This is a genomic window from Nocardia sp. JW2 (assembly GCF_051843015.1).
GTDB classification, from domain to species: Bacteria; Actinomycetota; Actinomycetes; order Mycobacteriales; family Mycobacteriaceae; genus Nocardia; species Nocardia coubleae.
Genome location: NZ_JBPXLK010000006.1, coordinates 154,625 through 174,644, shown reverse-complemented (window position 1 = coordinate 174,644; position 20,020 = coordinate 154,625). Strand labels below are relative to the sequence as shown.

Here is a 20,020-nt window from a genome sequence, read left to right as displayed (position 1 = left end):
GACTACAAAGTAGTCAATGCAAACATTCCGCGGTGTGTCGGATATCCTGCTAGCACCATGTCCCTGCATTCGCGCTATCACCACGGCGATCTCCGCGCCGCACTGCTGCAGCACGCCGAGGCGGCGCTGCGTACGGTCGGCGCCGACGGGCTGTCGTTGCGTCAGCTCGCCCGCGACACCGGCGTCAGCCACGCGGCACCGAGCAGGCATTTCCGTGACAAGCAGGCTTTGCTCGACGCACTGGCCGTCACCGGCCTGCGACGACTCGGCGCCTGCTTCGAAGAGGCCGCGACCGACGGCCCGATCACGACGCGTCTGCGGACCCTGGCCCACACCTACCTGCGGTTCGCCGTGGACAACCCGGAGCTGTTGCCGCTGATGTTCGCGCGCAGGCACAGCTCCACCGAGACCGAGATCCACGACGCCGCCGAGCGGGCCTTCGCCGTGCCGATCGCGCTGATCGCCGAGGGGCAGGCCGCGGGCGAGATCATCCCCGGCGACCCGAAACGCATCGGGGTCACCGCCCTCGCGGCGCTACAGGGACTGGCGACGTTCATCGGTTCGGGCTACACCGCCGACTACGACGCCGAGCTACTCCTCGACGACCTGGTCGACCACCTGACCCTGGGTCTACTCCCCCGCCGGTCTTCCTCCGGTGGCGCCAGTAGGTGATGTGCAGTACGTTGCGAGGTTGCGGTGGCGCCGAAAAGCCCTGCTGTGACATTCCATTCGCATTCAGATAGGTGTCACCCACATGACTACAGCCCTCGTCCCATCACCGGTGCAGCGACGCAATCCGGTATTGGTGTGGCTGGTCTTCCCGATCATCACGTTCGGGATCTACTTCTTCGTCTGGTACTACAAGATCCACAAGGAGATGGCCGAGCAGCGGCGCGATCCCGAGGCTCCGGTCACGGGCCCCCTGCTGGTGATGCTGTTCCTGTCGTGGACCGGGATCGGTTTCATCGTCAGCTACTGGCGCACCGGCAATCGGATCAGGGCCACCCAGGAGAGCGCCGGGCTGGAGCCGTCGTGCAGCGCGGCGATCGGGTTCCTGCTCAATCTTGTTCTCGGGCTGGGGATTCTGTACTACCAGCTCGAACTGAACAAGGTCGCCGCGCCCGAACGCGACTAGGCAGACCCTGAAGGCCCTCCCCCATGGCGAAAGCCACAGGGGGAGGGCCTTTTTCATGCTCCGACGTATTCGGCGAGGTGCTCACCGGTGAGAGTGGAACGGGCGGCGACGAGATCGGCCGGTGTTCCCTCGAAGACGATCTGGCCGCCGTCGTGACCCGCACCGGGGCCGAGGTCGATGATCCAGTCCGCATGGGCCATCACAGCTTGGTGGTGTTCGACGACGATGACCGACTTGCCGGAGTCGACGAGACGATCGAGCAGCCCGAGCAGCTGTTCGACGTCGGCCAGGTGCAGACCGGTCGTCGGTTCGTCGAGGATGTAGACCCCACCCTTGTCCGACATGTGAGTGGCCAGCTTGAGGCGCTGGCGTTCACCGCCGGACAGGGTGGTCAGCGGCTGACCGATGGTGAGGTAGCCGAGGCCGACCTCGGTGAGGTGGGTGAGGATCTTGTGCGCGGCCGGGGTGCGTGCCTCCCCTTCGCCGAAGAACTCGCGTGCTTCGTCGACGGGCATCGACAGCACGTCGCTGATGTTCTTGCCCGCGAAGGTGTATTCGAGGACTTCGGCCATGAACCGCTTGCCCTCGCACACCTCGCAGACCGTCGACACTCCCGCCATCATGGCCAGGTCGGTGTAGACGACGCCCGCTCCGTTGCAGTTCGGGCACGCCCCTTCGGAATTGGCGCTGAACAGGGCGGGTTTGGCGCCGGTGGCCTTGGCGAAGGCCTTGCGGATGTGGTCGAGCAGGCCGGTGTAGGTGGCGGGATTGCTGCGGCGCGAACCCTTGATCGGGGCCTGGTCGATGGAGATGACACCTTCGTCGACCGGGATGGAGCCGTGCACGAGCGAGCTCTTACCCGACCCGGCCACACCGGTGACGGCGACGAGCACACCGAGCGGGATGTCGACGTCGACCTTGCGCAGGTTGTTGGCGGTGGCGCCACGGATCTGCAAGGCGCCGTTCGACTTTCGCACCGTGTCCTTGACCTTGGCGCGGTCGTCGAAGTGGCGGCCGGTGACGGTGTCGCTGGTGCGCAACCCGTCGACGGTGCCTTCGAAGCAGATCGTTCCGCCCTTGGAGCCCGCGGCGGGACCGAGGTCGACGATGTGGTCGGCGATGACGATCGTCTCGGGCTTGTGTTCGACGACGAGCACCGTGTTGCCCTTGTCGCGCAGCCGAAGCAGCAGGTCGTTCATGCGCTGGATGTCGTGCGGGTGCAGGCCGGCGGTCGGTTCGTCGAAGACGTAGGTGACGTCGGTGAGCGAGGACCCGAGGTGGCGGATCATCTTGACGCGCTGTGCCTCACCACCGGACAGGGTGCCCGACGGGCGTGACAGCGACAGGTAGCCGAGGCCGATCTCGACGAACGAGTCGAGGGTGCCGCGCAGTGATTCCAGCAGCGGTGCCACGGACGGGTCGTCGATGGTCTTGACCCATTCGGCGAGGTCGGTGATCTGCATGGCGCAGGCGTCGGCGATGCTCTTTCCCTTGATCTTCGACGAGCGGGCTTCGGCCGAGAGGCGGGTGCCGTCGCAGTCGGGACAGGTGCCGAAGGTGACGGCGCGCTCGACGAACGCGCGGACGTGCGGCTGCAGTGATTCGACGTCCTTGGACAGCATCGACTTGCGGATCTTGGGGATCAGACCCTCGTAGGTGAGGTTGATGCCGTCGACCTTGATCTTGGTCGGTTCCTTGTACAGCAGGTCGGCGAGCTGCTTCTTGGTGTACTTCTTGATCGGCTTGGCGGGGTCGAAGAAGCCGCTGCCCTTGTAGATGCGGCCCATCCAGCCGTCCATGCTGTAGCCGGGGATGGTGAACGGGCCTTCGTCGAGGGATTTGTTCTCGTCGTAGAGCTGGGTGAGGTCGATGTCGTTGACCTTGCCCTTGCCCTCGCAGGTGGGACACATGCCGCCGGTGATGTTGAAGCTGCGGCGCTCCTTGACGGTGACCCCGTTCTTCTCCACCGCGACGGCGCCGGAACCGCTGATCGAGGCCACGTTGAACGAGAACGCCTGCGAGGAACCGATGTGCGGGTCGCCGAGGCGGCTGAACAGGATGCGCAGCATGGCGTTGGCGTCGGTGACAGTGCCGACCGTGGAGCGTGGGTCGGCGCCCAGACGCGACTGGTCGACGAGGATGGCGGTGGTGAGTCCGTCGAGGACGTCGACGTCGGGGCGGGCCTGTGTGGGCATGAAGCCCTGGACGAACGCGCTGTAGGTCTCGTTGATGAGACGCTGGGATTCGGCGGCGATGGTGCCGAAGACCAAAGAGCTCTTGCCGGAGCCGGAGACGCCGGTGAACACGGTCAGTCGGCGCTTGGGGATTTCGACGCTGACATCGCGCAGGTTGTTCACCCGGGCACCGGTGACCCGGATCAGGTCGTGGCTGTCGGCCGGCGCAGGCGCTGCGGTCTTGCTCATGGGTCTCCTCGGTCGTTCGGCGTCCACCGAATCTAGCGGTCGGGTCCGACTATTTCGTCTGCTGGATGCGAATCATGTTGCCCGCCGGGTCGCGGAAGGCGCAGTCACGGATGCCGTAGGGCTGGTCGGTGGGTTCCTGCACCACTTCCACGTCTCCTGCCTGCAGTTTCTCGAACAGGCCGTCGAGGTCGTCGGTGGCCAGATTGATGCCGGCATAGGTGCCCTTGGCCATCATCTCGGTGATGACGCGCTGCTCCTCGTCGGTGATGCCGGGGTCGGCGGCCGGCGGGTGCAGCACGATCGAGGTGTCGGGCTGGCCCTTCGGTCCGACGGTGATCCAGCGCATGCCGTTGTAGCCGACGTCGTTGCGGACCTCGAAGCCGAGGGCGTCGCGGTAGAAGGCCAGCGCGGCGTCGGGGTCGTCCTGGGGCAGGTAGCTCTGGTGAATGGTGATGTTCATAGGATCGACGCTAACGGTCGCCGGAACCGGTTGCTTCTCGATTCCTGATCGGTCTGGTCACCGCCTTGGCCACGCACGACGGGATGCCCTCGGTCGGCGCGTACTGCTGGCGGTACACGCTCGGTGGGACGCCGACGAGTTCGGTGAATCGCGTGCTGAAGGTGCCGAGGGAGGAGGAGCCGACGGCGAAGCACACCTCGGTGACACTCATCTGACCCAGTCTCAGTAACGCCATGGCACGTTCGATGCGCCGGGTCATCAGGTACGAGTAGGGCGATTCGCCGTAGGCGAGGCGGAATTGGCGGCTCAGGTGCCCGGCGGACATGTGCACGCCTCGGGCCAGGGCTTCCACGTCGAGGGGTTGGGCGTATTCGCGGTCGATGCGGTCGCGCACGCGGCGCAGCCGGGCGAGGTCGCTCAGTTGCTGGGGGCGTGGACCGGTCATGGAAACGATCGTCGCACGTGCGGGCTATGGCTTGTCCAGCACGGTTGCCAGGTGTGTGCGGAAGTGTGGGCAGGTGCGGAAGTCCTCGGCGTCGCAGTCGAGGACGTGGGTGACCGCGTCGAGGGCGCTGCGGGTGCGGGCGAGTTGTTCGGTGAGCCGTGCGCGTTGTGTTTCCAGGACGCGGCGGCGGGTGGCGCGGTCGGGGTCGCGGGTGAACAGGGTGGCCAGGTCCTCGAGGGACAGTCCGGCCTTCTTGCCGAGGACGACCATGGCGACCGTGTCGATGTCGGTGTCGCGGTAGATCCGTCTGCCCGCCGAGTCACGTTCTGGGGTGAGCAGGCCTTGGTCTTCCCAGTGCCGCAGTACGTGGGTCGCGAGTCCGAAGCGGGCCGCGACCTCACCGATGGTCGCCATGGTCGAACTCTAGGCGGTGTGCAGGTGGTAACGGGTGACGACTGCGACGGGATGCCATGGCAGGCGGATGTTTTCGCGATCGATGTCGCCCGCGGCGTGGCGGATCTCGCGGGCACGGGTGAAGCGGAAGTCGTAGAGAGCGGCGGTGGCGCCGGGGCGCAGGACACGGCGGATCTCGCGGAATGCGGCGGGCAGGTCGGGCCATTCGTGCATGCTGAGGCTGGACACGATCAGGTCGACGCTCGCGTCGGGGTAGGGCAGGTCGGTGACGTCGCCGACGGTGAGATCCGCCCGGTGACCGGCGAGGTTGCGGCGGGCGATGTCGATCATGTGCGGGGACAGGTCGAGACCGTGCAGGGTGAGGTCGGGGCGCCGGGTCGCGATGTGCGCCAGGAGTTTTCCGGGGCCGGTGCCGAGGTCTACAACGGTGGCGCCTGCGGTGGCCAGGGTGTCGACGTCGGTGCTGATGCGGCGGTAGAGGCCGGTGAGCAAGCGGGTGGCGCGGCGGTCGTAGTCCAGGCTCTGGCGGTGTCCGAAGGTGGTCATGGCACCACTGTCGGTGTTCAGGTCGACCTGAAGTCAAGGGTGTTCAGCGCGGGCGCAGGACCAGTATTCCGGGGACGGTGCGCACGTACTCGAGCAGCGGGGTGTCGACGACCTGGTTGTGCTCGGCGAGGGAGGAGGCGTTGCGGAACACCGGGCCGTCGGTGGTGTGGACGAGGATGCCGACATGGGTGACGTCCAGGCCCTCGGTCGGGGTGTAGGCGCCGATGAAGTCACCGGTGCGCAGTCCGGCGACCACTCCCCCGTCGACGGCGTCGGACGGGATGTGGGTGACGGCTCGGTCGACGACGGGGACGCCGGGCAGGAAGGTGGTGCCGTCGGCTTTGGCGTTCAGGTGTTTGGTGGTGGTGACCGCGGCCGGGCTCAGGTCGGCGGTGATGTCGGTGGCCGAGATCCGTGGTGTGCTCACCCAGTCGGTGAAGAAGTGTTTGCGCTGGGTGAATTCGACCCGGCTGTCGACGTAGCGAGCGGCGATCAGGTTGTCGAAGAACTGCTCGGTGGTGCTCGAGCGTGATGCGGCGTCGACGTAGTCGAGGTAGGTGAAGCAGTCGACGCGGCGCAGGTCGACGACGAGTTGCTCGGGGGTGTTCGCGGACCCGAGCAGCATGTTCGCCCCGTAGGGGGTGCCGAGCAGGCGCGCGGAGATCCGTTCGATCTGCACGGCGCGGTCGGTGGTGCCCGCGCGGGTGCGGGCGTCGAGCAGTTCGTCGACCTTGCGGGCGGTGGCGTCGTCGAGAACGACCGGCGGTGTGGCCTGGGCCGGTGGGGCGAGGCAGACGAGCGCGACGAGCAGGCACAGAACCTGGACAATGGTGCGCAAGACGCCTCCGGTGGGCATGGTCGGTCGAGGTGAGCGGTACCCACGGTAGCCGACAGGGGCGGCGCCCCGGATTGCAAACAATTCGCGACCTGAACGGTTCTTCGCCTCGGCTCCCGTGTCCCGTACCGTTGTCCCAGGTAGTGCGTGTTTCACCAGGTTCGCGAATGGATAGCCAGGGCAGTTCGTCGGAAGGGAAACGACATGCGCGCTTTGACCGTAGTGCCGAACCAACCCGGATCGTTGCGGATAGACGATGTCCCGGATCCGGTGCCCGGCCCCAACGAGCTTCTCGTGGACGGGATTTCGCTCGGCATCTGCGGCACCGACCGCGAGATCGCCTCGGGCATCTACGGGTGGGCACCGCCGGGACGTGAACGCCTCGTCCTCGGGCACGAATCGCTGGGGCGGGTGCGCACCGCGCCCGACGGCAGCGGTTTCGCCCCCGGTGACCTCGTCGTCGGGATCGTGCGCAGGCCCGATCCGGTGCCGTGCGGAGCGTGTGCGCACGGTGAGTTCGACATGTGCCGCAACGGCGAGTACGTCGAGCGCGGGATCAAGCAGATCGACGGGTACGGGTCGACGTCGTGGGTGGTGGACGCCGACTACACGGTGAAGCTGGACCCCGCGCTCACCGAGGTGGGTGTGCTGATGGAACCGACGACGGTGCTGGCCAAGGCGTGGGATCAGATCGAGAAGATCAACACCAGGGCCTGGTTCGAACCGAAGTCGGTGCTGGTCACCGGTGCGGGCCCGATCGGTCTGCTCGCAGCGCTGCTCGGCGTGCAACGCGGCCTGGACGTGCATGTGCTCGACCGCTCCACCGAGGGCCCCAAACCGAAACTGGTCGAAGACCTCGGCGCCACGTTCCACACCGGTTCGGCGCTCGATGTCGGTGAGAAGATCGACGCCGACATCGTGATCGAGGCGACGGCGGCCACCGCGATCGCCCAGCAGTTGCTCCAGCTGAACAATCCGGGCGTGATCATCTGCTTGACCGGTGTCTCCTCGCCCGGCAAGGACACCGAGGTCGACGTCGGCGCGGTCAACCGCAATATGGTGCTCGACAACGCGGTGGTGTTCGGGTCGGTCAACGCCAACCGCCACCACTACGAGCTGGCGGCCCAGGCCCTGGCCAAGGCCGACCCGGCGTGGCTGGGCCGGTTGATCACCCGGCGGTTGCCGTTGGAGCGGGCCCTCGAGGCGTTCGATCCGGGCGATCATTCCGACATCAAGGTCGTCATCGACCTCGGCGCGAGTTAGACCGCGCAGCCGTCCGGCCCGCAGGACTCGCCCTCGGCAACGGTGACCAGCGGTGCCGGACGGTCGTTGTAGGCGGTGGTGAGTGCCTGGGTGAACACCTCGGTGGGCTGGGCGCCGGACACGGCGTATTTGTTGTCGAACACGAAGAACGGCACGCCGGTGACGCCGAGCTGGGCGGCGGTGCGTTCGTCCTGGCGGACGGCGTCGGCGTAGGCGGTGGGGTCGGCGAGGACGGCGCGGACCTCGTTTTCGTCGAAGCCGGCGCGTACGGCGAGGTCGACGAGGCGTTCGGTGTCGGCGAAGACCGGTTCGGTTTCGGCGAAGTTGCCCGCGTACAGGGCGTCGAGCAGTGCCTCCTGGCGGCCCTGTCCGAGGGCGAAGTGCAGCAGCCGGTGCATGTCGAAGCTGCTGCCGTAGTCGCGACCGCTGCTCTGGTAGGGCAGGCCGAGCTCGGCGGCCTGCGCGGCGATGGCGCGTTCGTTGGCGGCGGCCTGGTCGACGGTGATGCCGTATTTGGCGGCGATGCGTGGGATCACCGGACCGCTCTCGTCAGCGGGCAGGGTGGGGTCGAGTTCGTAGGAACGGTGCACGACTTCGACGTCGTCACGGTGCTCGAAGCTGTGCAGGGCCTGCTCGAAGCGGGCTTTGCCCAGGTAGCAGAACGGGCAGTTGATGTCGGTCCAGATCTCTACTCTTGTGGTCAAGCGGGCCTCCTGCGCCACATCGTGGATGGGTGCGCCGGCCCGACGGAAGATTCTGGACAGGCGTACAAGTTCGTTCGGTGCAACGCGAGCGACACTGCCGCTATTCCGGCGGAACGGGGAGGAACATGATGGCGGTCGAGCGCGGCGACAGGGGGTGGGTGCAGGTGCCCGACGGTCTGCCACGGCCACGGGCACTCGGCGGACTGTGGGCCATCCGCCATGCCCAGAGCGAAGCCAATGTCTGGTACGCCGATCCCGCTACGCAGACCCGGCCGATGCGCGGCACCGACGCCGGGATGGACCTCACCGAATACGGCCGCACCCAGTGTCAGCGGTTGGGTGGGTGGCTGGCCGGGTTGTCGAGCTCGCAGCGCCCCGGCCTCGTGGTGTGTTCCCCCTACCTGCGCACGCGGCTGACGTGGGCGTTGATGGCCGACGCGGCCGTGCTCGAACGCCGCTTCCCCCCGATCCGCACCCTCGTCGACGAACGGCTGCGCGACCGGGAGATGGGTGTGTTCGAACTGCACCCCTACCGGGCGATCCGGCGACGCGCCCCCGAGGAGGCGTCGCGCCGCGAGCAGGTCGGCAACTGGGTGTACCGCCCACCCGGCGGTGAATCGCTGGCCGACGTGGCGGTGCGGGTGCGCGGTTTCCTCGACGAACTCGACGCCGTCGCCGCCGGCGAACAGGTCCTGCTGGTCACCCACGACGCGGTGGTCGTATCGTTGCGCTACATCCTCGACGGCCTCGGTGCGCCCGTCCCGGATTCGCTGGAACCGGTGCCCAACGCCTCGGTGTCGCAGTGGCGGCGCGAGGGCGACCGGTTGGCGTTGCGGGTGTGGGGTTCCGTCGACCACCTGACCGTGGGTGAGCGGGACGGCTGAGTCCATGCGTCTCGGCGTGGAAGACGGTCGCCCCACCCCTAGATCGGCGCTATGCCGAACCAGGACACCGGCCGCACCGGCACTGCCCACCTCGATGCGGCCCCCGAGTTCCTGACCAGGCTGGGAACCGACGCGCTCGGGTGCGGTTACGCCACCGCCGCCGCCGAGTACATGGTGCGGGCGTGCGCGGCGGCGTGGGGCTTGTCGCGGCTGACGGTGACGGGGATGGGCCGGGTGCTATCAGGTGTCGGGGGTCGAATATTTCGTGCAGGCGGGGGCGGTGTGTGTGGCGTTGGGCGTCGGGGCCAGTCTCGGGGTTTACCTGTGGTCGGTGGTGGCGCGGCGCGGTTGGGCGGGCACCGCGCGGTAGCGGGGGTGGAACAATGCCGGGGTGGATATCGCGATCGGTTTGGTGGTGCTCATCGGGTCCGCGGCGGCCCTTGCCGCGACCGCACGGCGTTTCGGGGTGTCCGAACCGCTCGTGCTGACGGTGGCCGGTGTGCTCGCCTCGTATGTCCCGATGGTTCCGCAGGTGCATCTGGAACCGGAAATGGTGCTGCTCGGTCTGCTGCCGCCGCTGCTGTACACGGCGGCACTGAAGACCTCACTGGTCGATTTCCGGAAGAATTTGCGCACCATCGCGTCGCTGTCGGTGGGGTTGGTGTTGTTCTCCACGTTCGCTGTCGCGCTGGTGGTGTGGTGGTTGTTGCCGGTGCCGTTCGCGGCGGCGGTCGCGCTCGGTGCGGTGGTGGCTCCCCCGGATGCCGTGGCGGCCACCGCGATCGCGCGCCGTACCGGGATGCCGCGCAGCATCGTGACGGTGCTCGAGGACGAGTCGCTGTTCAACGACGCGACGGCGCTGGTGTCGTTGCGTGGGGCGATCGCGGCGATGGCCGGTGCGGTGACGGTGTGGCAGATCGGTGGCGACTTCCTGCTCGCCTCGGTCGGTGGCGCGGTGATCGGTGCGCTGGTCGCCTCGGTGCTGGTGGTGTTGCGCAGGCGGATTCAGGACCCGGTGCTGGACACGACGGTGTCGCTGCTCGCGCCGTTCGTGGCGTACCTGCCCGCCGAGCACGTGCACGCTTCCGGGGTGATCGCGGTGGTGACGTGCGGGATGATCCTCGGCCACGGCGCGCACCGCTGGCAGGGTGCGGCCTCGCGGGTCGCCGAGACAACCAATTGGCGCACGGTGCAGTTCATTCTGGAGAGCGCGGTGTTCCTGGTCATCGGGTTGCAGGTGCGCTGGATCGTGGAGGGCGCCTGGCATTCCGGTCTCGACCACACCACGTTGGTGCTCGCGGCGGTGGCGGTGCTGGCGGCGGTGATGCTGGCGCGTCCGGTGTGGGTGTTCACCCCGGTGCTGGTCGCCCGGCTGTTCGGGCGCGAAACCGAACCGTTGAGTCATGCGGCGGTGGTGTCGTGGGCGGGGATGCGCGGGGTGGTGACGTTGGCCGCGGTGCTGTTGCTGCCGGATTCGACGCCGCAGCTGCCGGTGCTCGAATTGCTGGCGCTGGTGGTGGTCGGTGGCACGCTGCTGGTGCAGGGCACCTCGTTGCCGTGGCTGGTGCGGTTGCTGCGGTTGCGTGGCCCAAGCCGCGCCGAGGACGCGCTCACCAAAGCCGATCTGCTGCACCAGGCTTCGGTGGCCGGGCTCGCCGAGCTGGACCGCCGGATCGGCCCGCACACGCCGGAACCGGTGATCGAATCACTGCGCCAACGCCTCACCTGGCGCAGCAATGCCGCGTGGGAGCGGCTCGGTCGTCCGGAGGCCGAATGGGTGACACCGACCGCGGAGTACCGGCGGCTACGGCTGGCGATGCTGGCCGCCGAACGCGACGCCGTGCTCGCCGTGCGTGACGTGGGTGCGGTGGATTACGAAGTGCTCCAGCATGTGCTGGCCCGCCTCGATCTCGAGGAGTCGATGATCGACCGCTTCGACGAGGACGACGACGACACCTCGACCGAACCCCTCGGCAACGCCACCGCCGGCTGCGCGCATCTGGAACAGGCACCCGACACCGCGCCCCCCGCGGGCGAACCGGTGTGCCGTGCGTGCCGCGACGCCGGGATGCGGTGGGTGCATCTGCGGATGTGCCTGGAATGCGGGCACATCGGCTGCTGCGAGTCCTCGGTCGGCAACCACGCGACCGAACACTTCCATGCCACCGCGCACCCGGTGATGCGCAGCGTCGAACCAGGCGAGCAGTGGCGCTGGTGCTATCTCGACGAACTGCTCGGTTAGCGGCGGTGCGAGTAGATCAGGCGCGCGTACTGCGACAGGAGGCGGTCGAGTTCGGTCGGTTCGCCGGTGGCGGCGAGCTGCTGGTAGCCGATGAGCATGGCCATGCCGACCTCGGTGACCACGGCCGCGGTGTCGTCGTCGCCGATGACGCTGTCGATCACCCGGTGCACGGTGCGCCTGCGCGATTCGTCGATCCGTTTGACCGTGACGTGGACAGATTCGTCGTTGGCGGCCCAGGCGCGCAGGGCCGCTTCGGCGCCGTGTTCGAGACCACCGGTGAGTTCGGACATGGCGCGTACGTCGGCGTCGGGGTCGCCGTGGCCGACGTCGAGGGCGCGTAGCTCGACCATCTGCCGGTTCTCCCAGTGTTCGAGCAGCGCGTCGACGAAACCCTGCCAGGAGCCGAAGTGGTGGTAGAACGATCCGCTGGTGACCCCGAGACGACGGCACAGCACGCCGATGTTGAGACCTTTGAAGCCGAACTCGGCGAGCACCGCCACAGCGGTGTCGAAGTACTGCTCCTTGGTAACCACTCGGGACATCGCGATGCCGTTCTGTTCGTGCGGGCAGGGCCGAAGAATGCGAACAGTACCCCATCGTATCGAGGGCCCAGAGCACCGTAACGAAATCTATTCTGTGGCCCGAACGCCGTCGCGTCTCCCGAAATGCCAAGGGCTGGAACATAATCGGTGCTCCATGCAGCGGAGGGAGGTCCCGGATGGAATAACGGAGCAATAGCTCTGTAAAGTATTGTTCAGTAGCGACCCCTGTTTCATGGCCCCCCGGACCGTGCTCGACGCCATCGAAACCCTGTTGCCCGAACAGGTTCCGCCACCTTCACGGAACCGTCGTTTGCGGGTGAACGGTAGGCACCGCCTCGGCGCATGCCGGGAAGTGCTGGCGCACATCTGGTTACGCACCGAAAGGAACCGCATGCCCACCCTGCGCCATCACGGCACCGTCGCCGTCCTCGATCTCGGCGACGGCGAGAACCGCTTCTCCCCCGACTTCCTCGCCGAGATGAACACCCACCTCGACACCGTCGTCACCACCGGGGCGCGGGCCATGGTGACGACCGCGACCGGCCAGGTCTACTCCCACGGCCTCGACCTCGAGTGGTTGGCCGCCAACGGCGACCAGGCCGCCGGCTATGTGGCCGCAGTGCACACCCTGCTCGCCCGGGTGCTCACCCTGCCGATGCCCACGGCCGCCGCGATCGACGGAGACGCGTTCGGGGCCGGCGCGATGCTGGCGCTGGCCCACGACTATCGCGTGATGCGCGCCGATCGCGGGTTCTTCTGTTTCCCCGAGGCCGAGCTGCGGATCCCGTTCACCAACGGAATGGCCGCCCTCATCCAGGCGAAAGTGCCCCCGAAGACGGCGATCGCGGCCATGACCACCGCCCGCCGCTTCGACGGCACCGAGGCCGCCGCCTTCGACCTGGTCGACACCACCGCCGCCGAGGTCCTCGACGCCGCCCTCGCCTCGGTCGCCCCACTGGGCGGCAAGGATCAGCCGACGATGACGGCCATCAAATCGGTGATGTTCGAGGGTGTGCTCACCGCCTTGCGCGGCAAGAACTGATCACGGCAGCCGCGGGCCCTTGCCCAGATACACATCGCCGCGGTCGTCGGTGGCCCAGCCGCCACCGGTATACCCGTCGAGGACGAAACAGGCGTCGCAGAACTGTTTCCCGAACACCGACAGGTAGATGCTGCGGTACTGACTGATCGCCCGCATCTTCACCGACTTGTAGGCGGCCTGGGCGGCGGGCTGGGCCTCGAGGAAGGCGTAGCGGCGGAAGTCGGCGACCGGTTCGCTCGAGAACCGGACCAGCCCGAGCCGGTTGAGGTTACCCAGGTAGTGCTGGTCGCGTTCGGGCATCGCGCACCCGGCCATATTGGCGATCATGTTGATCCCGTCGGCGAGGCGCTGGGACCCGATCCCGAAGGGTGTCTTGGTGCGGATGTCGATGGCGGGCTGTGGTCCGGCGACGGCGAGGAACCGCAGGATCCTGGCCTCGTCGGGGGTCAGGTCGTGCAGGATCGGCACGAACGAGGGGTGCACGTCGCGGGGTTGCTGCGCCGAGTCCCAGCCCTCGTTGATCATGGCGTCGCCGATGGTCTTGAGATCTTCGGCGTCGACATCGGAATCGATGGCGCGCAGGGCACCGGAAGCGGTGGGCGCCAAGCCGAGCGCGCTCAGTGCCGCCCGGCGCAGTACGTCGACGCGTTCGTCGATGATGCGCGACATCGGTTCGCCCGCCCGGATGTCGTCGACCAGTTCGGTGGCCGTGTGCACAGCACCCTTGGTGACGGCACCGACGAATTGCCGCATCGTGAGCCCGGCGATGCGGGCCAGACCCGCCAGGTCGGTGGGGATACCGGAATCGCGGTCGTCGTTCATGGTCACGCTCCGAAGACCAGTAGGTGTACGCCGCCGACGAGGGCGCCCAGGATGCCGCCGTGCAGATACAGCAGCCACGCGTCCTGTTCGATGGCGGTGTAGAGCATTTCGACGAATTCCTCGGGCGGTAGTTCGCGCAGTTTCTCGGTGGCGAGCTCGTCGACGCTGGCCGCTGTCGACTGGGAGAACTCCACGTCCTCGACCAGCCAGGGCTTCATCTCGGTGGCCAGGCTCGCGCCCGCGGTGGCCTGGATGGCGTCGAAATGCCGTGGGCCGACGGCCAATCGGGTCACCGACCGCAGCGGACCGAGGATGCGGTCGATCTCGAGCTGCAGGAAGTGCGCGATCACCGCGCGGGTCTTGTCACCGCTCGGCCCGTCGAGCAGTTGTTCGGTGACCACGTCCAGGGTGACGATCTGATACCCGATCGCGTGCCCCAGATCGGCCGCCGCCTGGTATTGGCGTTTGGCGAATTTCGCGACACCCCACGGGTATTTGTATCTCGGCTGCGGGTTCGCCGGTTCGAACACCACTTTGATGGCGATGATGTTGACCAGCACACCCACCACGGCGCCGCCGAGCACCACGACCAGCCACGCGGGCATCAGATGTACCAGGGTGTGCAGCCAGCCGGGCAGTTCGATCATCGCGGGCGTGTCACCGTGCGGGGAGCTGTAGTGCAGCAGCGACAACCACAACGCCACGACCACACCGAAGGGGAAACCCAGTACCCCACTGCGCGTCATGAACCGCAGTTCGGGAGCGCCGAGCCCGTAGATCACGTCCTTGAGCAACTCCGGGCGGCGCCGCAGATATCCGACGACCATCAGCTTCACATCGAGCAGCTGGTCGATATTGGCGCCGATGAAGTCGAAGGCGCGGTCGGTGATCGCGGGCAGTTCGGCTTCGACGCGCGCGTAGATCGCCTCACGCGCGCGCGGCGGCATGTCCGCCCACAGCTGCGGGTGTTCGGTGGTCATGATCGAATCCACCATCGAGCGCACATTCGGTAACGCCACGTGCGCGACCTGGGCGGAGATCTTGCGCGGGTCCATCTGGTCGAAGAAGTCCTTGGCCGTGCCGATCTTGGCGACGGCGTTGTCGACCATCAGGCTGGCCATCTTCTCCGCGCGTGCCGGGATGAACCCCTGGAACCCGAGGATTCCGCCCGGTGCGAACGTCGGCAGGATCTGAACTTTGCGCGGCAGCAACGGGAACAGCGTTTTGAGGCCCGGCACATAGAAGCCGGTGAATCGCACCGGTGCGAACAGCATGATGACGCCGGTCCAGTTGGTGATCAGACCCGCGATGGCGCTGAAGATCGGAATGCTGATCATGTCGACCCAGAACTTGCTGAGTCCGGTCATCTCTTCCCAGTTCAGCAGGCCGAAGAAGCCCGCCGCCTCGATCTCAGCATTCATCCGGCGTCCACTCCGTCGTGTTCCGAACATCGCGCGTTTCGGTCATCTTAGGGGACAGATCGGGAGGTTCCGGGCAAGTTCGGCACTTACCCGCAATATCGGAGCAAACCTGCGATCATGTCCGGACCCGGCGTGCGTTCGACCCTGCGCAGGTACGTCTTCCAGGCTAACGCGGTGGGTCCGGCTCCGGGTCGGGATCGTCGGACCCATGGGTGGTGGCGACCAGCAGCAGGTTGGTGTCGATGTCGTGGGTGACCTTGTTGGCGACCGATCCGAGCAGCCGCGCGGGTCCACTCATCCCCCGGTTGCCGATGACCACGAGGTCGTATTTCCAGGCGGCGTTGCACAGCGCTTCGGCGGGCGGCACGCCGGTGAGCACGTCGTGGCCGAGCAGTTCGGGATCGTCGAGGTTCAGGGCCGCGTGTACCTGGGCCAGCGTTTCCGCGCCGTCGGCGTCGGTTTTCGTCGCGGTCACCAGGAACGGGCGCGCACCGAGTTCCAGGGCCAGGTCGTAGCCGCGGCGCACCGCGAGCATCGAACTGGGTGAGCCGTCGGTGGCCAGGCCGACGGTGGTCCAGCGTTTGGGCACCTTGTGGGTGAACAGGACGTCGGTGGGGCTGTGGTGAGACACGTGGTTGGCGGTGGAACTGGTGAGCCGGTCCTTGGAGCGGCCGAGCCCACGCGCCCCGATCACCAGCAGCGTGCCCGGGTCCTGCGCACCGACTTCGAGCAGCGCCGCGCTCGGTGTCCCCGGCATGTCGAGGGCCGTCACCTGCGACAGGCCCGCCTCGACGAGCGCGGCGACGGCGGCGGCGCTGATCCGCACGGCCGATTCGGGATCGAGGGCGGACTTGCGCGCCTTTTCCTTCCAGACGGTCAGCGCGGTGATCGGGACCCCGAGCCGGAGCGCGACCTCACCGGCGACGGTGACCGCCAGTTGCGCGGCCTCCGACCCGTCGGTTCCCACCACGATGCGCTGGTAGCGGTCCATGGGACCCTCTCCGATCCGACGACGGCGGTTCGCCACAGTATAAACACCGCACGCTCCGGCAATCCTGCCGCAAATGCCCGCGCCGGGTCAGAGGGCGATACCGAGGAGTCCGTCGACGGCGTTGCGCACCAGGGCCGGGGCGGCGGTGTCGGTGCCGCCGTAGGCGATCGCCTGCTCGGCCCAGTTGTCCACCGCGACAAGGGCTTTGGGGGTGTCGAGGTCGTCGGCCAGGTGCTGACGCAGGCGGGCGACGGTGTCGGTCGCCGACGGTCCCGAGGCGAGCGACACCGCTTCACGCCAGCGGGCCAGCCGCGCCTGGGCCTGGTCGAGGACCGCGTCGGTCCACATGCGGTCCTGCCGGTAGTGCCCGGCGAACAGGCCGAGGCGGATCGCGGCGGGGTCGACTCCGGAGCGGCGCAGTTTCGAGACGAGCACCAGGTTGCCCTTGGACTTCGACATCTTCTCGCCGTCGAGCCCGATCAGCCCGGCGTGCACGTAGTGGCGGGCGAAGCGGCGGGTGCCGGTGATGGCTTCGGCGTGCGCGGCGGAGTACTCGTGGTGGGGGTAGATCAGGTCCGAGCCGCCGCCCTGGACGTCGAACTCGGTGCCGATACGGTTGAGCGCGATCGCGGCACACTCGATGTGCCAGCCGGGGCGCCCGGCGCCGAACGGTGCCTGCCACGACGGTTCGCCGGGGCGTTCGGCGCGCCACAGCAGGGCGTCGATGGTGTCGCGCTTGCCTGGCCGGTCGGGGTCGCCGCCGCGTTCGGCGAAGAACTTCTCCATGGTGGCGCGGTCGTAGCCCGACTCGTAGCCGAACTGTTCGGTGGCGTCGGTGCGGAAATAGATGTCGGGGTATTCGGCGTCGTCGACGATGTAGGCGGCGCCGGAGGCCAGCAACTTCTGCACCACCTCGACCACCTCTTCGACCGATTCGATGGCGCCGATGTACTGACGCGGCGGCAGCACCCGAAGGGCGGACATGTCCTCGCGGAACAGGTCGATCTCGGAGCTGCCGAGGTCGCGCCAGTCGACGCCGTCGCGGGCGGCGCGTTCGAACAGCGGGTCGTCGACGTCGGTGACGTTCTGCACGTAGTGCACGTCGTGTCCGGCGTCGCGCCACACCCGGTTGACCAGGTCGAATGTCAGGTAGGTCGCGGCGTGGCCGAGGTGGGTGGCGTCGTAGGGGGTGATTCCGCAGACGTACATCTTCGCGGTCTCGCCAGGGGTGACCGGGCGGACCTGGCGGTCAGCGGTGTCGTACAACCGCAACGGCGGCCCTGCTCCGGGGACGGTCGGAAGGGCGTTATCGGACCAGGACTGCATGATTCGAGGGTAGAGCCCCGGCCGGAGTGCTCGCCTCGCGGCCCGGTCCAGCCGGTTGCCCGGCCGGATTCGGCGCGGCCCGCAACCTGCACACAAACGTGTTCGACCGGCGCTGTCAAGGGTTGCGCTCACGAGGATTCCCAGGCCGCAGGGGGTGCGCCTGTGTGGTGGGCCGTTGTGGCGCGGTCTCGGTCGCCGAATCCGCGAACGGTAGCTGCCGTCGCCGGCACGCCGCGCGCCTGCTCCCTATCATTACCTATTTGCGCCTATATGAACGTTCCTATACGGTCGTTTCATGCCAGAAGGTTTTTATTCGGTGGAACAGGTCGCGGAATTGCTCGGACTGCATGTCCGCACCGTGCGCGGATATGTCCGCGACGGCAAACTGCCCGCCGCCCGCATCGGCAAGCAGTACCGCATCACCCACGACGACCTCGAGACCTTCACCGGCCTCCCGATCAGCGCACCGAAACCCGCGACCGCCGGGCACGCGGAGGCCTCCTGCATCGTCGAGATCGACGACATCGACCGCGCCACCGTCGACCGTGTCGCGACCCTGCTCACCGCCACCGCCGCCACGCGGGGTCCCGGCGGGCGGGCATTGCGGGTCGAAACCAGCTACGACCCGGCACGCGGACGCCTGAAAGTGATCCTGCTCGGCGGACTCGCCGACACCGCACGCCTGCTCGACTACCTGGACGGAGTCCTCGCCCCATGAGCATCATCTACACCTCAGAGCAGGGCCGCGAACGCATCAGCGCGCGCTACCGCGAACATCTGGCGGCTTGGCCCGTTCCATGGGAGCAGCGGCTCGTCCCGACCGCCGCGGGTGAGACGTTCGTGCTGGTCTGTGGCCCGGTCGACGCGCCACCACTGGTGTTGCTGCACGGTTCGGGCTCCAATGCGAGCGCCTGGCGAGGCGACATCGCCGACTGGGCTGCCCGGTTCCGGGTGTACGCGGTGGATCTGCCCGGCGAGCCCGGTTTCAGCGCTCCCACCCGGCTGCCGCTGAACACCGATGCGTGCGCAAACTGGCTCGACGAGGTCCTCGACGGGCTCGAACTGGACACGGTGTCGATGATTGGAATGTCGCTCGGCGGCTGGACCGCGCTGGATTACGTGACGCGCAGACCGGGGCGAGTCGACGCGCTGGCGCTGCTGTGCCCGGGTGGTCTGGGCAGGCACCGGTACGGGTGGCTGGTGCAGGCTCTCGGACGACGGCTACTCGGCCGACACAGTGTGCGCGAGATGGCACGCACCGGTCTCGGGCTCACAGGTCCGGCGGCGGAGGAAATCCTCGACGACGTGGAACTGGTCTTCACCCATTTCTCGGCCCGCTCGGGAAATCTACCGAGGTTCTCCGACACCCAGTTGCAGTCGGTGGGTATTCCGGTACTTGTGATCGTCGGCGAGCGTGACGCACTGTTCGATTCGGCGGGCACGGCTCGACGCGCTCGGGCATTGGCCGATGCGCAGGTGCGTCTCCTGCCCGGTGTCGGACATGCCGTGCTGGGGCAAAGCGAAGCCGTACGGCACTTCCTGCTCGCCCACTGACCCTGTGTCGCCGCGCCCCGACTCGCGGCAACTCAGGGGGTCGGTCAGGCCGGGCGGCAGTGCAGGTTGAGGTTGTCGGCGTTGGGACCGAGCAGGGGCAGCGCGTAGAAACCGGCACCCACCTGGTCGGGAGCCTCGACGACGACCTCGGGCAGCCAGGCGCCGGTGGTGCGGTCGGTGGCGGTGCAGACGTAGGTCTGGTCGTCGAACCAGCCGGCGGGGAAGGCCTGGGCGGGAGCGGCGACGACGGCGCCGAGCAGCAGGGCGGCGGCGGATCCGGTGACGATCGAACGAGTCGACATGGTGTTCCTCTGATGATGCGGGGACAGCGAAAGTGCTTGGAGCACACTAGCACCGGCATCGTCGTACACCCAGGAAAATCCGTGCCGGTCAGGAGGGTGTGCGCACCCGCGCTTTCCCACCCTGCGGGCCGAACATGTGCAGGATCTCGACGCTTCGATCGCCCGCGGGACCGAACCAGTGGGGCTGGTCGGTGTCGAACTCGGCGACCTCGCCGGGGCGCAACAGCAGTTCCTGTTCGCCGAGGATCAGCCGCAGGTCCCCGGCCAGCACATACAGCCACTCGTAGCCGGCGTGGGTGACCAGTCTCGGAGTGTTCGGACCGAGGACCTGTTTGAAGACCTGCATGCGTCCCGGATAGTCGGTGAGCGGCACCACCATGCTGCCGTTGCGGCTGCGGCGTGGAATGAGGTGCACGCGTGGGTCACCGGTGGCAGGCGCGGCGATCAACTGGTCGAGCGAGACCCGGTGCGCCCGCGCCAACGGCAACAGCAGATCGAGGGTGGGGCGCCGTTTGCCGGATTCGAGCCGCGACAGCGCGCTCACCGAGATACCGGTCTCGCCCGACAACTCGTGCAGGGTCAGGCCACGGCCGCGGCGCAAGGCCAGCAGGCGCGGACCGATCTCGTCGATGATCTGTGCGTCGTCCACACCCCCATTTTGCGGTCTTC

Annotated in this window: 22 protein-coding genes; 8 read left to right on the top strand and 14 right to left on the bottom strand. The window is 67.6% G+C overall.

From position 1 onward, the window contains the following. Nucleotides 1–57: 57 nt before the first annotated feature. A complete protein-coding gene (locus tag ACSVDM_RS11805; RefSeq protein ID WP_067490008.1) occupies nt 58–672 on the top strand; it encodes a TetR/AcrR family transcriptional regulator in 615 nt (204 codons plus the stop codon). 82 nt (nt 673–754) lie between these two features. Beyond that, entirely contained in the window at nt 755–1,135 is a 381-nt protein-coding gene (locus tag ACSVDM_RS11800; RefSeq protein ID WP_439264669.1) for a DUF4234 domain-containing protein, read from the top strand. A 53-nt stretch (nt 1,136–1,188) separates the two neighbouring features. On the opposite strand, the gene ACSVDM_RS11795 is transcribed toward ACSVDM_RS11800, so the two are convergent. From ACSVDM_RS11795 to ACSVDM_RS11770, 6 genes are read right to left on the bottom strand one after another with little or no spacing between them, the layout of a single operon-like run. Beyond that, nucleotides 1,189–3,558, bottom strand: coding sequence for an ATP-binding cassette domain-containing protein (locus ACSVDM_RS11795; protein WP_439264667.1), 2,370 nt, complete (start codon nt 3,556–3,558; stop codon nt 1,189–1,191). 49 nt (nt 3,559–3,607) lie between these two features. Then, nucleotides 3,608–4,018 (bottom strand): VOC family protein, encoded by a 411-nt coding sequence (locus ACSVDM_RS11790; RefSeq protein WP_439264665.1) that lies wholly within the window; start codon nt 4,016–4,018, stop codon nt 3,608–3,610. Between the two features lie 10 nt (nt 4,019–4,028). Further along, nucleotides 4,029–4,463, bottom strand: a complete 435-nt coding sequence (locus ACSVDM_RS11785) for a helix-turn-helix transcriptional regulator (RefSeq protein ID WP_067490020.1) — start codon at nt 4,461–4,463, stop codon at nt 4,029–4,031. Nucleotides 4,464–4,487: 24 nt separating this feature from the next. Continuing rightward, complete coding sequence (locus ACSVDM_RS11780; protein WP_439264663.1) at nt 4,488–4,877, bottom strand: MerR family transcriptional regulator; 390 nt, start codon at nt 4,875–4,877, stop codon at nt 4,488–4,490. A gap of 9 nt (nt 4,878–4,886) precedes the next feature. After that, nucleotides 4,887–5,423: a class I SAM-dependent methyltransferase gene (locus tag ACSVDM_RS11775; protein WP_439264661.1), complete on the bottom strand. Its 537-nt coding sequence runs from the start codon at nt 5,421–5,423 to the stop codon at nt 4,887–4,889. A gap of 43 nt (nt 5,424–5,466) precedes the next feature. Further along, nucleotides 5,467–6,279: an N-acetylmuramoyl-L-alanine amidase-like domain-containing protein gene (locus ACSVDM_RS11770; protein WP_439264659.1), complete on the bottom strand. Its 813-nt coding sequence runs from the start codon at nt 6,277–6,279 to the stop codon at nt 5,467–5,469. A gap of 183 nt (nt 6,280–6,462) precedes the next feature. On the opposite strand from ACSVDM_RS11770, the gene ACSVDM_RS11765 reads away from it, so the two are divergent. Further along, nucleotides 6,463–7,521, top strand: a complete 1,059-nt coding sequence (locus tag ACSVDM_RS11765) for a glucose 1-dehydrogenase (protein ID WP_439264657.1) — start codon at nt 6,463–6,465, stop codon at nt 7,519–7,521. Here the strand turns inward: ACSVDM_RS11765 and ACSVDM_RS11760 are convergent. Continuing rightward, the gene (locus ACSVDM_RS11760; protein ID WP_439264655.1) at nt 7,518–8,225 is read right to left on the bottom strand and encodes a DsbA family oxidoreductase; all 708 of its coding nucleotides are present in this window, start codon (nt 8,223–8,225) and stop codon (nt 7,518–7,520) included. The two genes, ACSVDM_RS11765 and ACSVDM_RS11760, sit on opposite strands and share 4 nt — an antisense overlap. A gap of 128 nt (nt 8,226–8,353) precedes the next feature. Here ACSVDM_RS11760 and ACSVDM_RS11755 point away from each other — a divergent pair, with 128 nt between their 5' ends. Then, nucleotides 8,354–9,109 carry a histidine phosphatase family protein gene (locus tag ACSVDM_RS11755; RefSeq protein WP_439264653.1) on the top strand — a complete coding sequence of 252 codons (756 nt, stop codon included), beginning with the start codon at nt 8,354–8,356 and terminating at the stop codon, nt 9,107–9,109. A gap of 391 nt (nt 9,110–9,500) precedes the next feature. After that, a complete protein-coding gene (locus ACSVDM_RS11750) occupies nt 9,501–11,351 on the top strand; it encodes a Na+/H+ antiporter (RefSeq protein WP_439264651.1) in 1,851 nt (616 codons plus the stop codon). Here ACSVDM_RS11750 and ACSVDM_RS11745 read toward each other — a convergent pair. Continuing rightward, nucleotides 11,348–11,893 (bottom strand): TetR/AcrR family transcriptional regulator, encoded by a 546-nt coding sequence (locus ACSVDM_RS11745; RefSeq protein ID WP_067490032.1) that lies wholly within the window; start codon nt 11,891–11,893, stop codon nt 11,348–11,350. The genes ACSVDM_RS11750 and ACSVDM_RS11745 overlap by 4 nt on opposite strands. 391 nt (nt 11,894–12,284) lie before the next feature. Here ACSVDM_RS11745 and ACSVDM_RS11740 point away from each other — a divergent pair, with 391 nt between their 5' ends. After that, nucleotides 12,285–12,935 (top strand): enoyl-CoA hydratase-related protein, encoded by a 651-nt coding sequence (locus tag ACSVDM_RS11740; protein ID WP_439264808.1) that lies wholly within the window; start codon nt 12,285–12,287, stop codon nt 12,933–12,935. On the opposite strand, the gene ACSVDM_RS11735 is transcribed toward ACSVDM_RS11740, so the two are convergent. From ACSVDM_RS11735 to mshC, 4 genes are all read right to left on the bottom strand, one after another. After that, nucleotides 12,936–13,757 (bottom strand): Abi-alpha family protein, encoded by an 822-nt coding sequence (locus ACSVDM_RS11735; RefSeq protein ID WP_067490038.1) that lies wholly within the window; start codon nt 13,755–13,757, stop codon nt 12,936–12,938. 2 nt (nt 13,758–13,759) lie between these two features. Then, complete coding sequence (locus ACSVDM_RS11730) at nt 13,760–15,178, bottom strand: hypothetical protein (RefSeq protein ID WP_439264648.1); 1,419 nt, start codon at nt 15,176–15,178, stop codon at nt 13,760–13,762. 166 nt (nt 15,179–15,344) lie between these two features. Further along, nucleotides 15,345–16,169, bottom strand: coding sequence for a universal stress protein (locus ACSVDM_RS11725; protein ID WP_067638380.1), 825 nt, complete (start codon nt 16,167–16,169; stop codon nt 15,345–15,347). Between the two features lie 87 nt (nt 16,170–16,256). Next, a complete protein-coding gene (mshC, locus tag ACSVDM_RS11720; protein WP_439264646.1) occupies nt 16,257–17,495 on the bottom strand; it encodes a cysteine--1-D-myo-inosityl 2-amino-2-deoxy-alpha-D-glucopyranoside ligase in 1,239 nt (412 codons plus the stop codon). Nucleotides 17,496–17,790: 295 nt separating this feature from the next. On the opposite strand from mshC, the gene ACSVDM_RS11715 reads away from it, so the two are divergent. Then, a complete protein-coding gene (locus ACSVDM_RS11715; RefSeq protein ID WP_067490050.1) occupies nt 17,791–18,213 on the top strand; it encodes a helix-turn-helix domain-containing protein in 423 nt (140 codons plus the stop codon). Continuing rightward, nucleotides 18,210–19,049 carry an alpha/beta fold hydrolase gene (locus ACSVDM_RS11710; protein ID WP_439264644.1) on the top strand — a complete coding sequence of 280 codons (840 nt, stop codon included), beginning with the start codon at nt 18,210–18,212 and terminating at the stop codon, nt 19,047–19,049. Before ACSVDM_RS11715 ends, ACSVDM_RS11710 begins: the two co-directional genes overlap by 4 nt. A gap of 44 nt (nt 19,050–19,093) precedes the next feature. Here the strand turns inward: ACSVDM_RS11710 and ACSVDM_RS11705 are convergent, their stop codons facing one another. Continuing rightward, complete coding sequence (locus ACSVDM_RS11705; RefSeq protein ID WP_067638374.1) at nt 19,094–19,351, bottom strand: hypothetical protein; 258 nt, start codon at nt 19,349–19,351, stop codon at nt 19,094–19,096. Nucleotides 19,352–19,439: 88 nt separating this feature from the next. After that, nucleotides 19,440–20,000, bottom strand: coding sequence for a helix-turn-helix domain-containing protein (locus tag ACSVDM_RS11700; RefSeq protein WP_439264643.1), 561 nt, complete (start codon nt 19,998–20,000; stop codon nt 19,440–19,442). Nucleotides 20,001–20,020 lie beyond the last annotated feature (20 nt).

Bases quoted from the DNA above. Each gene is read 5' to 3' on its own strand.
- ACSVDM_RS11775 (WP_439264661.1), bottom strand. From the start codon at position 5,423: ATGACCACCTTCGGACACCGCCAGAGCCTGGACTACGACCGCCGCGCC.
- ACSVDM_RS11790 (WP_439264665.1), bottom strand. From the start codon at position 4,018: ATGAACATCACCATTCACCAGAGCTACCTGCCCCAGGACGACCCCGAC.
- mshC (WP_439264646.1), bottom strand. From the start codon at position 17,495: ATGCAGTCCTGGTCCGATAACGCCCTTCCGACCGTCCCCGGAGCAGGG.
- ACSVDM_RS11745 (WP_067490032.1), bottom strand. From the start codon at position 11,893: ATGTCCCGAGTGGTTACCAAGGAGCAGTACTTCGACACCGCTGTGGCG.
- ACSVDM_RS11795 (WP_439264667.1), bottom strand. From the start codon at position 3,558: ATGAGCAAGACCGCAGCGCCTGCGCCGGCCGACAGCCACGACCTGATC.
- ACSVDM_RS11715 (WP_067490050.1), top strand. From the start codon at position 17,791: ATGCCAGAAGGTTTTTATTCGGTGGAACAGGTCGCGGAATTGCTCGGA.
- ACSVDM_RS11725 (WP_067638380.1), bottom strand. From the start codon at position 16,169: ATGGACCGCTACCAGCGCATCGTGGTGGGAACCGACGGGTCGGAGGCC.
- ACSVDM_RS11705 (WP_067638374.1), bottom strand. From the start codon at position 19,351: ATGTCGACTCGTTCGATCGTCACCGGATCCGCCGCCGCCCTGCTGCTC.
- ACSVDM_RS11770 (WP_439264659.1), bottom strand. From the start codon at position 6,279: ATGCCCACCGGAGGCGTCTTGCGCACCATTGTCCAGGTTCTGTGCCTG.
- ACSVDM_RS11765 (WP_439264657.1), top strand. From the start codon at position 6,463: ATGCGCGCTTTGACCGTAGTGCCGAACCAACCCGGATCGTTGCGGATA.
- ACSVDM_RS11710 (WP_439264644.1), top strand. From the start codon at position 18,210: ATGAGCATCATCTACACCTCAGAGCAGGGCCGCGAACGCATCAGCGCG.
- ACSVDM_RS11805 (WP_067490008.1), top strand. From the start codon at position 58: ATGTCCCTGCATTCGCGCTATCACCACGGCGATCTCCGCGCCGCACTG.
- ACSVDM_RS11740 (WP_439264808.1), top strand. From the start codon at position 12,285: ATGCCCACCCTGCGCCATCACGGCACCGTCGCCGTCCTCGATCTCGGC.
- ACSVDM_RS11780 (WP_439264663.1), bottom strand. From the start codon at position 4,877: ATGGCGACCATCGGTGAGGTCGCGGCCCGCTTCGGACTCGCGACCCAC.
- ACSVDM_RS11735 (WP_067490038.1), bottom strand. From the start codon at position 13,757: ATGAACGACGACCGCGATTCCGGTATCCCCACCGACCTGGCGGGTCTG.
- ACSVDM_RS11730 (WP_439264648.1), bottom strand. From the start codon at position 15,178: ATGAATGCTGAGATCGAGGCGGCGGGCTTCTTCGGCCTGCTGAACTGG.
- ACSVDM_RS11800 (WP_439264669.1), top strand. From the start codon at position 755: ATGACTACAGCCCTCGTCCCATCACCGGTGCAGCGACGCAATCCGGTA.
- ACSVDM_RS11755 (WP_439264653.1), top strand. From the start codon at position 8,354: ATGGCGGTCGAGCGCGGCGACAGGGGGTGGGTGCAGGTGCCCGACGGT.
- ACSVDM_RS11785 (WP_067490020.1), bottom strand. From the start codon at position 4,463: ATGACCGGTCCACGCCCCCAGCAACTGAGCGACCTCGCCCGGCTGCGC.